Annotated in this window: 13 protein-coding genes; 10 read left to right on the forward strand and 3 right to left on the reverse strand. The window is 70.8% G+C overall.

The genetic code is table 11. The features are described 5' to 3' along the window. Positions 1–15 precede the first annotated feature (15 nt). Positions 16–1,773: a proline--tRNA ligase gene (locus tag ACYVHG_RS00465; RefSeq protein WP_461165466.1), complete on the forward strand. Its 1,758-nt coding sequence runs from the start codon at positions 16–18 to the stop codon at positions 1,771–1,773. An 18-nt stretch (positions 1,774–1,791) separates the two neighbouring features. Here the strand turns inward: ACYVHG_RS00465 and ACYVHG_RS00470 are convergent, their stop codons facing one another. Then, on the reverse strand, positions 1,792–2,226 hold the full coding sequence (locus tag ACYVHG_RS00470; protein WP_461165467.1) for a DUF4439 domain-containing protein: 435 nt from the start codon (positions 2,224–2,226) through the stop codon (positions 1,792–1,794). Next, complete coding sequence (locus ACYVHG_RS00475; RefSeq protein ID WP_461165468.1) at positions 2,223–2,726, reverse strand: hypothetical protein; 504 nt, start codon at positions 2,724–2,726, stop codon at positions 2,223–2,225. The genes ACYVHG_RS00470 and ACYVHG_RS00475 overlap by 4 nt, the downstream gene beginning before the upstream one ends. Before the next feature lie 88 nt (positions 2,727–2,814). Here ACYVHG_RS00475 and rimP point away from each other — a divergent pair, with 88 nt between their 5' ends. From rimP to ACYVHG_RS00520, 9 genes are all read left to right on the forward strand, one after another. Beyond that, positions 2,815–3,447: a ribosome maturation factor RimP gene (gene rimP / locus ACYVHG_RS00480; RefSeq protein ID WP_461165469.1), complete on the forward strand. Its 633-nt coding sequence runs from the start codon at positions 2,815–2,817 to the stop codon at positions 3,445–3,447. Continuing rightward, on the forward strand, positions 3,448–4,449 hold the full coding sequence (nusA, locus tag ACYVHG_RS00485; protein ID WP_461165470.1) for a transcription termination factor NusA: 1,002 nt from the start codon (positions 3,448–3,450) through the stop codon (positions 4,447–4,449). Continuing rightward, on the forward strand, positions 4,446–4,715 hold the full coding sequence (locus tag ACYVHG_RS00490; RefSeq protein ID WP_461165471.1) for a YlxR family protein: 270 nt from the start codon (positions 4,446–4,448) through the stop codon (positions 4,713–4,715). Before nusA ends, ACYVHG_RS00490 begins: the two co-directional genes overlap by 4 nt. Positions 4,716–4,912: 197 nt before the next feature. Further along, a complete protein-coding gene (gene infB, locus ACYVHG_RS00495; protein WP_461165472.1) occupies positions 4,913–7,789 on the forward strand; it encodes a translation initiation factor IF-2 in 2,877 nt (958 codons plus the stop codon). A gap of 11 nt (positions 7,790–7,800) precedes the next feature. Then, positions 7,801–8,091, forward strand: a complete 291-nt coding sequence (locus tag ACYVHG_RS00500; protein WP_461165473.1) for a DUF503 domain-containing protein — start codon at positions 7,801–7,803, stop codon at positions 8,089–8,091. Positions 8,092–8,214: 123 nt separating this feature from the next. Beyond that, positions 8,215–8,736 carry a 30S ribosome-binding factor RbfA gene (gene rbfA / locus ACYVHG_RS00505; RefSeq protein ID WP_461165474.1) on the forward strand — a complete coding sequence of 174 codons (522 nt, stop codon included), beginning with the start codon at positions 8,215–8,217 and terminating at the stop codon, positions 8,734–8,736. After that, on the forward strand, positions 8,733–9,686 hold the full coding sequence (locus ACYVHG_RS00510; protein WP_461165475.1) for a DHH family phosphoesterase: 954 nt from the start codon (positions 8,733–8,735) through the stop codon (positions 9,684–9,686). The genes rbfA and ACYVHG_RS00510 overlap by 4 nt, the downstream gene beginning before the upstream one ends. Next, entirely contained in the window at positions 9,683–11,017 is a 1,335-nt protein-coding gene (locus tag ACYVHG_RS00515; protein ID WP_461165476.1) for an MATE family efflux transporter, read from the forward strand. Before ACYVHG_RS00510 ends, ACYVHG_RS00515 begins: the two co-directional genes overlap by 4 nt. 86 nt (positions 11,018–11,103) lie before the next feature. Beyond that, on the forward strand, positions 11,104–11,565 hold the full coding sequence (locus ACYVHG_RS00520; RefSeq protein ID WP_461165477.1) for a hypothetical protein: 462 nt from the start codon (positions 11,104–11,106) through the stop codon (positions 11,563–11,565). A gap of 23 nt (positions 11,566–11,588) precedes the next feature. Here ACYVHG_RS00520 and fmdA read toward each other — a convergent pair whose 3' ends face one another. Beyond that, a complete protein-coding gene (gene fmdA, locus ACYVHG_RS00525; RefSeq protein ID WP_461165478.1) occupies positions 11,589–12,845 on the reverse strand; it encodes a formamidase in 1,257 nt (418 codons plus the stop codon). Positions 12,846–12,856: the final 11 nt, after the last annotated feature.

Consider the following 12,856-nt stretch of genomic DNA (forward strand, 5'->3'; position numbering starts at 1 on the left):
TTAAGGTATAGCCCCGTGATCACCCGATTCTCCCAGCTGTTCCTGCGCACCCTCCGCGACGACCCGGCCGACGCCGAGGTTCCCAGCCACAAGCTGCTGGTGCGGGCCGGCTACGTCCGGCGGATCGCGCCGGGCGTGTACTCCTGGCTACCGCTGGGCCTGCGGGTGCTGCGCAAGGTCGAGCAGGTGGTCCGTGAGGAGATGGACGCGATCGGTGGCCAGGAGATCCTGCTGCCCGCACTGCTGCCGCGCGAACCGTACGAGGTGACCAACCGGTGGACCGAGTACGGGAGCAGCCTGTTCCGGTTGCAGGACCGCAAGGGCGCCGACATGATGCTCGGACCCACGCACGAGGAGATCTTCGCGCTCACCGTCAAGGGCGAGTACAACTCGTACAAGGACCTCCCGGTGATCCTGTACCAGATCCAGACCAAGTACCGCGACGAGGAGCGTCCCCGCGCGGGCATCCTGCGCGGCCGCGAGTTCGTGATGAAGGACAGCTACAGCTTCGACCTCTCCGACGACGGTCTCTCCGCGGCGTACGCCCAGCATCGGGCCGCTTACCAGCGGATCTTCGAGCGGCTCGCGGTCGAGCACGTGATCGTCTCGGCCACCTCGGGCGCGATGGGCGGCAGCGCGTCGGAGGAGTTCCTCGCGGTGAGCGAGGTCGGTGAGGACACCTACGTGCACTCCACCGAATCCGATTACGCGGCGAACGTCGAGGCCGTGATCACGGCCGCGCCGCCGGCGATCGCGCTCGACGGACTGCCCGACGCGCAGGTCTACGACACCCCGGACGCGCCCACCATCGAGACTCTGGTGGCCTGGGCCAACCAGGGCGCCGACGGTGCCTCCGTGCTCGGCCGGGAGGTCACCGCCGCCGACACCCTCAAGAACGTCATGGTCAAGACCCGGGCCCCGGGCGGCGACTGGGAACTCCTCGGCGTCGGCGTGCCCGGTGATCGAGAGGTGGACTTCAAGCGACTGGAGGCCTCGCTGGAGCCGGCCGAGGTGGCGCTGCTCGAGGAGGGGGACTTCGCGAAGTACCCGTTCCTGGTGAAGGGCTACATCGGTCCGCGTGCCCTGCAGGACAACGAGGTGCGCTTCCTGGTGGACCCGCGCATCGTGACCGGGACCGCGTGGATCACCGGAGCCGACGCCGCCGGCCGGCACGTGGTCAACCTCACCGTGGGCCGGGACTTCACTCCGGACGGCACCATCGAGGCGGCCGAGGTCCGCGACGGCGATCCCTCGCCGGACGGCCGCGGCACCCTGGTGTCCGCCCGGGGCATCGAGATCGGTCACATCTTCCAGCTCGGCCGCAAGTACACCGACGCCTTCGAGGTCGACGTACTGGGGGAGAACGGCAAGCCGGTGCGCCTGACCCAGGGCAGCTACGGCATCGGAGTCTCGCGCCTGGTCGCGGTGATCGCCGAGCAGCAGCACGACGAGAAGGGGCTGCGGTGGCCGAAGGAGGTCGCCCCGTTCGACGTGCACCTGGTGATAGCCAACAAGGACGAGGGGGCCTGGACCGGTGCGGAGGCACTCGCCGCGGAGCTCGACGCCGCCGGACTGCAGGTTCTGCTCGACGACCGCAAGGCCTCGCCGGGTGTGAAGTTCAAGGACTCCGAGCTGCTGGGCGTTCCGACGGTGGTCGTGGTCGGCCGGGGCTGGGCCGACGGCGTGGTGGAGATCCGCGACCGGTTCACCGGTGCGGCCCGTGAGGTCCCGGTGGCCGATGCCGCAACCGAGGTGGCCGCCGCCGCGAGGTAGTGCGCTGCGGCGGCGGGGTCAGCCGCGGATGCCGGGGAAGGCCGTCGCCGTCGCCGGTTGCCCCAGTGCCAGCCGCCAGCGGGCGCCGCGGACGGCGGCGCCGCTCAGGCCGGTCACCCCGAGGTTGCGGACCGGATCGGCGTCGCCGCGGACGAGGAGAGCCCGGTGCGCCGCGGCCGTGTCGTCCTCGATCGCCGTCGCGACCCGCGCCGCGGTCACCGGATCGAGAACCGGCTCCGGCGGCGTGTACGCGGGTGCCGCGGGCGGGATCTGCCCGCCGGCGGCGGTGAGCGCCGCCGACAGCGCCTCCCGTTGGGCCCGGTGCTCGGCGCTGTACTTCGAGATCTCAGCGCGGCGGGCCGGGGCGGCGTACGCCTCGACCAGTCCGTACAGGTAGACCGCCGAATGTTCGGCGGCGATAGCGGCGCTGAGCGCCTCGCGTGAGGGACTCATCCGAGCATCACCTCCAGGTGCACGCGGACTGCGGCGGCCACCGAACCCAGCAGCGCGGCCTGATAGCCCGAGGACGCCACGGCGGAATCCGCGGCGTCCTTCGCCGAGCGGGTCAACTGAGCCACCAGCGACTCCCGGGTCACGGGAGCCGGAGCGGCGGAACCGGACGACGGTGCCGCGGTCACCGATGTGGGCCGCTGCACGTACCGGGAGAGCTCGTCGGTCAGGGCCGCGGCGTGCTGGCCGCGTTGTTCGGCGATCACCTGCAGTTGCCGGCCGATGCCACCGTCGAGCACCGCGAGCCCGCGGGCTGCGTCCGCATCGGCGTGGGCACGGGCGACGGCGGCCTGCAGGCGGATCGCCTCCGGCTGGCCGGCGCGTTCCTCGGCGGTGGTGCAGCCGGTGAGCGCAGCACCTCCCACCAGGGCGCCACCGGTCAGCAGAGCGGATGTCAGCGCGGTACGGCGGTCGATGCCGCGGCGCGGCGGTTGGACGATCACGGGGCGAGTCTAATCACGCGACACGGGTACACTGATACGAGCGTTCGATACCGGGGGATGCCCGGTGACAACTTCACAGGAGGCGCGTATGGCTTACGACGAAACGGCGGTGAGGGCCGTCATCGTGCCTCACCTCGATGCCGCGGGCCTCGATCTGGAACAGTTGCGGATCAACAACGCGGGCCCGAAATCCTCGATCACGGTCGTGGTCGACGACGACGCCGGTCCCACCCTCGATTCTCTGGCCGACCTCGCGCGCACCCTCTCCGCCGCCGTCGACGCCGCCGACGAGGTCTTCGGCGCGCAGGCCTTCACCCTCGAAGTGACCACCCCCGGCGCTGAGCGTCCGCTCACCGAGCCCCGCCACTGGCGCCGCGCGCGGGGCCGTCGCGCCGCCGTCGAACTGGCCGGCGGTGAGAACCTCCTGGTCCGGGTCGGACCGCTGGCACCGGATGAGCAGACGGTCACCGTCGTCATCCCCGGTGTGAAGGGCACCGCCCCGACCACCCGTGAGCTCGCGCTCGCCGAGGTGGCCGCGGCTGCGATGCAGGTGGAGTTCCGCCCGCCGAACCCCCGGGAGATGGAACTGTCCGGGATCACCCCCGGGAGGGTGCAGTCGGGAGCCGACCCCGAGGACCTGACGAAGGACCCCAGCAATGACCTGAACAGCGACTTGACCAAGGATGAGAACGCCGGTGCGGGCGTCGGAGAAGAGGACTAGATGAACATCGACATGGCGACCCTGCGGGCGATCGAGGCGGAGAAGGACATCTCCGTCGACACCGTGATCGATGCGATCGAGGTCGCGCTGCTCACCGCGTACAAGCACACCGACGGTCATCAGCCGCACGCCCGGATCGACATCGACCGGCGCTCGGGGCAGGTCCGCGTGCTGGCTCAGGAACTCGACGCCGACGGTGGTGTCATCACCGAGTGGGACGACACCCCTGAGGGATTCGGCCGGATCGCCGCCGACTCGGCCCGCCAGCTGATCACCCAGCGGCTGCGTGACGCCGAGAACGACCGCACGTTCGGGGAGTTCGCCGTCTACGAGGGCGAAGTCGTCTCCGGTGTGGTGCAGGCGGACGCCCGCGCCGCGGCGCGTGGTTTCGTGGTGGTCCGGATCGGCAGCGAGCGCGAGGGCCATGAGGGCCTACTGCCGCCCGCCGAGCAGGTGCCGGGGGAGACCTACAACCACGGCGACCGGATGAAGTTCTACGTCGTGGGCGTCAGCCGCGGCCAGCGCGGCACCCAGATCACCCTCTCGCGCACTCATCCGAACCTGGTCAAGAAGCTGTTCGCGCTGGAGGTCCCGGAGATCGCCGACGGCAGCGTCGAGATCACCTCGGTGGCCCGCGAGGCCGGACACCGGTCCAAGATCGCGGTCCGCACCTCGGTGGCGGGGCTCAACGCCAAGGGCGCGTGCATCGGCCCGATGGGGCAGCGCGTGCGCAACGTGATGAGCGATCTGGAGGGCGAGAAGATCGACATCATCGCCCACGACGACGATCCCGCGGTCTTCGTCGGCAACGCGCTGTCGCCGTCGTCGGTGGTCTCGGTCACCGTCGTCGACGCCAAGGAGAAGGCCGCCCGCGTCGTGGTCCCGGACTTCAAGCTGTCGCTCGCCATCGGCAAGGAGGGGCAGAACGCGCGCCTGGCGGCCCGGCTCACCGGCTGGCGCATCGACATCCGTTCCGACGCCGAGGGAAGCACCCCTTCGTGACCGAACCGGTCCGCACCTGCATCGGGTGTCGAGGCCGGGCCCCGGCGCGGGAGCTGATCCGGGTGGTCGCTCAGCCCGCGGCGGAGCACCCCGCAGCGGAGGATCCCGGCGGGGGACTGCGGGTGGTGATCGACACCGGTCACCGTCTGCCCGGACGGGGAGCGTGGCTGCACGACGACCCGCGCTGCATCGACAGTGCGCGCAAGCGGAACGCCTTCCGCCGGGCGCTGCGGGTTTCCGGCAGGCTGGACGACTCCCTGGCGTGAATCGATTTGCCCCGGCGCGGTACTATTGTCTGCGGTCTGAAGGCGGTCGGTCGATCGTGACCGGTCCACTCGGAAATGAAGGAACTGAGCTGAAGACATGAGCACACCGTGAAGCACCAGCGATGAACGGCAATCGGAGTAACTAACCGAGGTCGGCGGGACCTGCAGCGCCCTCGACCTCGCAGATGAGGAGAGTAGTGGCAGGCAAGGCCCGCGTGCACGAGTTGGCTAAGGAACTCGGTGTCACCAGCAAGGAAGTTCTCGCACGGCTCAGTGAGCAGGGCGAGTTCGTGAAGTCCGCGTCGTCGACGGTGGAAGCCCCCGTCGCGCGGCGCTTGCGCGAGTCGTACGGCTCGAAGTCCGACGCCCCGGCGAAGCCCAGCGGCGCCAAGCCCGGTCCGGCGAAGAAGCCCGGCCCCGCGGCGGCGAGCGGAGCTGCGGCGGCGTCACGCGCACCCAAGCCGAGTTCGGCCCGCCCGGGCCCGCGCCCGGCCACCCCGTCGGCTCCCGAGCCGGCCGCAGCAGCTCCCGCCGCTGCGGCGCCGGAGGCACCTGCGGCCGCAGCCACCTCGTCGGCTCCCGAGGCTCGCCCGGCGACCCCCGAGGCACGTACGGCGACTCCCGAGGCGCGCGCAGCGACCCCTGAGGCGCGCCCGTCGGCCCGGCCCGGTCCGCGTCCGGCCGGCCCCAAGCCCGGCCCGCGCACTCCGAAGGTCGGCAACAACCCGTTCTCCTCGCAGGCTCCGGTCGAGCGCGCTCCGCGCCCGCAGCCCGGTCCCGGTGGCCCCCGTCCGCAGGGCGGGCGCCCCGCGCCCGGCCAGGGTGGCCCGCGTCCGCAGGGCGGTGCCCGTCCGGCGCCCGGCCAGGGCGGTCCGCGTCCGCAGGGCGGTCGCCCCGCGGCCGGTCCCGGTGGCCCCCGCCCGACTCCCGGCAGCATGCCTCCGCGCCCGACGCCGGGTGCCATGCCCGCACGCGCGGCACGTCCGGCCACCCCGGGGCGTCCCGGCCCCGGTGGCCGTGGCGGGCCCGGTGGCCGTCCCGGCGGTGGCGGCGGCGGTTACCGCGGCGGTCCCGGCGGTGGTGGCGGCACCGGTGCACCCGCGGGTGGTTTCCGCGGTCGTCCCGGTGGCGGCGGTGGTCGTGGCCGTCCCGGTGGTACCGCCGGTGCCTTCGGCCGGCCCGGTGGCGCTCCGCGTCGTGGCCGCAAGTCGAAGCGGGCGAAACGCGCCGAGTACGAGAACATGCAGGCGCCGATCGCCGGTGGCGTCCGGTTGCCGCGCGGTCAGGGGGAGACGATCCGTCTCGCCCGCGGCGCATCGCTGAGCGACTTCGCCGAGAAGATCGACGCGAACCCGGCATCGCTGGTCCAGGCGCTGTTCAACCTGGGTGAGATGGTCACCGCGACCCAGTCGGTGAACGAGGAGACCCTCGTGCTGCTGGGCGAGGAGATGAACTACGTCGTCCAGGTCGTCAGCCCCGAGGACGAGGACCGCGAGCTGCTGGACAGCTTCGACCTCACCTACGGCGAGGACGAGGGCGACGAGGACGATCTCGAGCAGCGCCCGCCCGTGGTCACCGTCATGGGCCACGTCGATCACGGTAAGACCCGACTGCTGGACACGATCCGCAAGGCCAACGTCCGCGAGGGCGAGGCCGGCGGAATCACCCAGCACATCGGTGCCTACCAGGTGCTCACCGAGCTCAACGGCGACGAGCGCCTGATCACCTTCATCGACACCCCCGGTCACGAGGCGTTCACCGCCATGCGTGCCCGCGGTGCGAAGGCCACCGACATCGCGATCCTGGTGGTCGCGGCCGACGACGGCGTCATGCCGCAGACGGTCGAGGCGATCAACCACGCGCAGGCGGCCGAGGTGCCGATCGTGGTCGCGGTGAACAAGATCGACAAGGAGGGCGCGCAGCCGGAGAAGATCCGCGGCCAGCTCACCGAGTACGGCCTGGTTCCCGAGGAGTACGGCGGCGACACCATGTTCGTCGACATCTCCGCCAAGCAGGGCACCAACGTCGAGGCACTGCTCGAGGCGGTGCTGCTCACCGCGGACGCCTCGCTGGATCTGCGGGCGAACCCGGACATGGACGCGCAGGGCGTCGCCATCGAGGCGCACCTCGACCGCGGCCGTGGCCCGGTGGCCACCGTGCTCATCCAGCGCGGCACCCTGCGGGTCGGCGATTCGATCGTCGCGGGCGATGCCTACGGCCGTGTTCGCCGCATGGTGGACGAGAACGGCGACGACATCACCGAGGCGTACCCGTCGCGACCGGCTCAGGTCATCGGCTTCACGTCGGTGCCGGGTGCGGGTGACAACCTGCTCGTGGTCGACGAGGACCGTATCGCCCGGCAGATCGCCGACCGGCGCGCGGCGCGCAAGCGCAACGCTCTGGCGGCCCGCTCGCGCAAGCGCGTCTCGCTCGAGGATCTGGATGCGGCGCTCAAGGAGACCAGCCAGCTCAACCTCATCCTCAAGGGCGACAACTCCGGCACCGTGGAGGCGCTGGAGGAGGCCCTGCTCGGGATCGAGGTCGACGACGAGGTGCAGCTGCGGGTCATCGATCGCGGTGTCGGTGGTGTCACCGAGACCAACATCAACCTGGCATCGGCGTCGAACGCGATCATCATCGCCTTCAACGTGCGCGCCGAGGGCAAGGCCACCGAGCTCGCCAACCGCGAGGGCGTCGAGATCCGCTACTACTCGATCATCTACCAGGCGATCGACGAGGTCGAGGCTGCGCTCAAGGGCATGCTCAAGCCGGTCTACGAGGAGAAGGAGCTCGGTCAGGCCGAGATCCGCGCGATCTTCAAGTCCTCCAAGGTGGGCAACATCGCCGGTTGCATGGTCCAGTCGGGCATCATGCGGCGCAACGCCAAGGCGCGCCTGCTGCGTGATTCGACGGTGGTGGCCGAGAACCTCAGCGTCACCTCGCTCAAGCGTGAGAAGGACGACGCGACCGAGGTCCGCGAGGGCTACGAATGCGGTCTGACGCTCTCGTACTCCGACATCAAGGTCGGCGACGTGATCGAGACCTACGAGCTGGTCGAGAAGCCGCGCGACTGACCGGGTTCGACGTGTTCATCGGTACTCTCGAGGTGGATCTGCTCCTCGGGGACGTGCACTCGCTCAAGCAGAAGCGGTCGGTGGTCAAGCCCATCCTCGCCGAGCTGCGGAGATTCTCCGTCAGCGCGGCCGAGGTGGGCGGCCACGACCTGCACCGTCGTGCGGTGATCGGGGTCGGCGTGGTCGGCCCCGATCACGCGCACGTCGTCGAGATCCTGGACCGGTGCGAGCGGACCGCGGCCGGCCATCCCGAGGTCGAACTGTTGTCGGTGCGCAGGAGGCTGTTCGGTCCCGAGGACTGAATCGCCGATCGCCCACCGGGTCCCGACCTCACGGTCGGTAGCCGGGATATGCTCGTTGTCCATCGATCGATCGGCACCACAGTCCGCCGGTCGATCGTCCGAGGTTCAAGGGAGGGAGCTGACATGGCTGACCCGGCACGGGCCGCTCGGCTCGCGAAGCGGATCGGGACCATCGTCGCGACCGCGATCGAGCACGACATCAAGGATCCGCGGCTCGATCACGTCACCGTCACCGACACTCGGGTGACCAACGACCTGCACGACGCGACCGTCTTCTACACCGTCATGGGACCCACGCTCGACGCCGAGCCCGATTACGAGGGCGCCGCGGCGGGCCTGGAGAAGGCCCGTGGTCAGCTCCGGAGCAAGGTCGGAGCGGGCACCGGGGTGCGGTTCACCCCCACCCTGCGCTTCGAGCTCGACGGGGTGCCCGCCGCCGTCGCCAACATGGAAGCCCTGCTGGCCAAGGCCCGGGAGCAGGACGAGCGGGTCGCGGCGGTCGCCGCCACCGCCAAGCCCGCCGGCGACGAGGATCCGTACAAGCACGACGATCGTGCTGAAGCCGGTGATACCGACGCCGATGCGGTCGGCGATCAGGTCCGCGGGGGATTGGCCGACGACAAGGCCGACGAGGTCCAGCGGTGACGGACGCCCCCGCGCCGGCGCTCGCGGCGGTAGCCGCGGCACTGGACGGGGCCACCCGCGTCGCCGTGTACTGCCACGTTCGGCCGGATGCGGACACCCTCGGTTCGGGCCTCGGGCTGGCCCGGGTGCTGCGCGCCCGCGGCGCCGAGGTCTCGGTCTCGCACCCCGGTCCGGACCTGCCCTCCGGGGTCGGGTCACTGGCCGGGGTCGACGGCTTCTCCGATCCGATCGACGCGCCGGTGGCCGTCGCCGTCGACTGCGCCAGCTCGGAACGTCTTGCCGGACTGGAGGATTCCTTCAACGACCATCCGGTGCGGGTGGTGATCGACCACCATGCCACCAACGGCGGATTCGGCACCGTCGACCTGATCGATCCGACCGCCAACAGCACCACCGAACTCGTGCTCGCGGTGATCGACGCGCTCGGCGCAGAGGTCGACGCGCAGACCGCCGACTGTCTCTACGCCGGCCTGATCACCGACACCGGCTCGTTCCGCTGGTCCTCGCCGGCCGGGCACGTGATGGCATCGCGCCTGCTGGAAGCCGGTGCTCGCGGCCGCGACCTGGCACGGGACCTGCTCGACAGTCACCCGCGGGCCTGGTTCGCGATGGTCGCCGCGGTGCTCGGCACCGCGACCGCGGTCCCGGAGGCGTTCGACGGGCGCGGTGTGGTGTACGCGGTGTGCCGTGCCGCCGACCGGGGACCGCTCGGCTGGGACGCCGCGGAATCGCTGATCGACCTGCTCCGCACCGCGGACGATTGCGAGGTCGCCGCTCTGTTCAAGGAGGGCGACGACGGTCAGTGGTCGGCGTCCCTGCGGGCCCGCGCCGCCGTGGACGTCTCCGAGGTCGCCCGCGGTTTCGACGGTGGTGGGCACCGGCTCGCCGCCGGTTACTCCGCCACCGGCACCGCCGACGAGGTGGTCGGCGCCTTCCTCGCCCGGGCATGAGCCGGGCGTCCGGTACCGCCGAGCCCGGATTGGGCCGGAGGATCGTCGGACAGGCATTGCCCGCGCTGGGCGTGCTGGCCGCGGAACCGCTGTACCTGTTGTGGGACACCGCCGTCATCGGCCGGCTCGGTGCACTCGCCTTGGCGGGGCTGGCGATCGGCGCGCTGATCCTGGCCACGGTCTCCACCCAGCTCACGTTCCTCTCGTACGGCACCACCTCGCGGTCGGCGCGGCGCTTCGGCGCCGGTGATCGGGAAGGTGCCGTCACCGAGGGGGTGCAGGCCAGCTGGCTCGCGCTCGCCGTGGGAGGGCTGATCCTGGCCCTGGTGCAGGTCTTCGCCGGGCCGCTGTGCCGGGCGATCGCCGGGCGGGACGAGATCGCCGCCGAGGCCGAGTCCTGGCTGCGGGTGGCGTCGTTCGGCATCCCCTTGATCCTGCTGACGATGGCCGGGAACGGATGGCTGCGCGGTGTGCAGCGGCCCCGCGCGCCCCTGATCTTCGTGCTCGCCGGACTGGGCCTGTCGACGATCCTGTGTCCGATCCTGGTCTTCGGCTGGTTCGGCGCTCCCGCGATGGGCCTGGTCGGCTCGGCCTGGGCGAACCTGCTCGGGCAGCTGGTGAGCGGCGTCCTGTTCCTGGTCGCGGTGGCCCACGCGGCGTCGTCGTTGCGGCTGCGCCCGCAGGTGGTGCGGGCGCAATTGGTGCTCGGCCGCGATCTGATCGTGCGCAGCCTCTCCTTCCAGGTGTGCTTCGTCTCGGCCGGGGCGGTCGCCGCCCGGGCGGGTGCCCAGTTCGTCGGTGCGCACCAGATCGGGATGCAGCTGTGGAACTTCGTGGCGCTGATTCTCGATTCGCTGGCGATCGCCGCGCAGACACTGGTCGGGGCGGCACTCGGGGCGGGTGATGCCGCGTCGGCCCGTTCCCTGGGACGCCGGATCACCCGGTGGTCCGCCGTCTTCGCGGTCGGTGTCGCAGTGGTGCTCGCGGTTCTCGCCGGCTTGCTGCCGCGGGTCTTCACCACCGATCAGCAGGTGCTCGACGCGGTGCGGGTGCCGTGGTGGTTCCTGGTGGCGATGGTGCCGGTCGCCGGGGTGGTCTTCGCGCTCGACGGTGTGCTGCTGGGCGCGTCGGACGCGAAGTTCCTGCGCACCGCGACGATGGTCTCCGCGCTGGTGGGCTTCCTGCCGTTGATCTGGCTCTCGTACGCATTCGGTTGGGGTCTGGCCGGGATCTGGTCCGGACTGGCGGCGTTCATGGTGTTGCGCTGCGCCTCGGTGGTGCTGCGTTTCCGTGGCAATCGCTGGGAACGAGTGGGTAGCGCCACCGTCTGAGCGGCACCGCAGTCGCCGGCCGGCTGATGCACCGTGACATCCCGTGCGGGTTGCAATGTTCGCTCGGATGCGGTCCTATATTGCATATGGCATTCACTGTGATCGCACGCACGCCCGCGTTGACCCGTGTTCTCGCCGGTACGGCCCTGTTGGCGGGTCTCGGCGCCGCCGCGGGCTGCGCACCGTCGGACACCGGTTCGGTGCCGTCGTTCACGGTGAATCCGACCGGTGGATCGAGCCCGTCCGCTTCTTCCACACCGTCGTCGCCGTCGGCCTCCTCGGTCAAGCCGTCCACGGCACCGGCCGCGCCCACCACCGCGGTACCGGTGCAGACCGGTGCGCCCGAGCCCACGTATGTGCCGCCGTACACCCCGCCGACCACGGCGTACCCGGTCACCACGACCACCACGACCGTGCTGCAGACCACCACGACGACGCCCAAGACGCAGCAGCCCTATCCGACCACCGTGGTGATCCCACCGGGGATCGACCTGCCGCCGGGCGCACCGCGGACCATCACCATCCCGCCGGGCCTGCCCATTCCGTGACGACCCGGCGGTACGGCGGCTGATCAGCGGGAGGCGTGCGGCGCCCCCTGGCCGGGGTCGATCCGCACCGGACCGTCCTTGCCGGGGGTCACGTCGAAGTCGAAGATCGACGTCGGGATGTACACGGTGGCACAGGAGTTCGGGATGTCCACCACACCGGAGAGTCGGCCCTCGATCGGCGCCGCGCCGAGTAGCAGGTAGGCCTGTTCCGGGCTGTAACCGAACTTCGTCAGGTAGTCGATGGCGTGCAGGCAGGCGCGCTGGTACGCGAGATGGCTGTCGAGGTAGCGCTGCTCGCCGTCCAGGGTGACCGAGGTACCCGAGAAGGCGAGGAACTGCTCGTACCGCGGACCCACATCGCCGCCCGGGAGGAAGATCGCGTTCTCGCTGACACCGTAGGTCTGCATGCCGCCGCGGATGATGTCCACGTGCAGGTCGATGAAACCGCCCATCTCGATGGCGCCGCAGAAGGTGATCTCACCGTCGCCCTGGCTGAAGTGCAGGTCACCCACCGACAGGTTGGCCCCGTCGACGAACACCGGGTAGAACACCCGGGTGCCGCGGGTGAGGTTCTTGATGTCCTGGTTGCCGCCGTTCTCCCGCGGCGGCGCGGTGCGGGCGGCCTCGGCGGCCGCGGCGGTGAACGCCTCTCCGGTCAGGGAGCCCAGGACCGCGTCGTTCGGTTCGGGTGGCAGTGCCAGCGGGGGCACCCGGTCCGGATCGGTGGCGATCAGGGCCGCCTCCCGCGCGTTCCACTTCGCCAGCAGGTCCTTCGACGGTGCCGTTCCCATCAGGCCGGGGTGGACGATGCCGGTGAAGCTCACATGCGGCACGTGCCGCGAGGTAGCGGTGTGCCCGGTGAAGTCCCAGATCGCCTTGTAGGCGTCGGGGAACTGTTCGGTGAGGAAACCGCCCCCGTTCTCGGTGGCGAAGATGCCGGTGTAACCCCAGCCCTGCCCGGCCAGCGGGCCGCTGTCCTCCTGCGGGATCGGACCCACGTCGACGATGTCCACGATCAGCAGGTCACCCGGCTGGGCGCCCTCGACCGCGATCGGTCCCGACAGGGTGTGCACCGTGCTCAAAGGGGCGTTGAGAATGTCTTCGGCGGAGTCGTCGTTGTGGATGGCGCCGTCGAACCACTCGCGGCAGTGCACCCGGAAGGTGTCGCCGGGTTTGACGGTGACCGCCGGTGGGATGGCGTAGTGCCACCGGTTGTGGCCGACCTTCTCCTGGTCGGTGAACTTCTTGCTGGAATCGAGCGGAAAGACGACCTCGGGCATGGGCGTGACCT

This window comes from Tsukamurella serpentis (genome assembly GCF_054780975.1).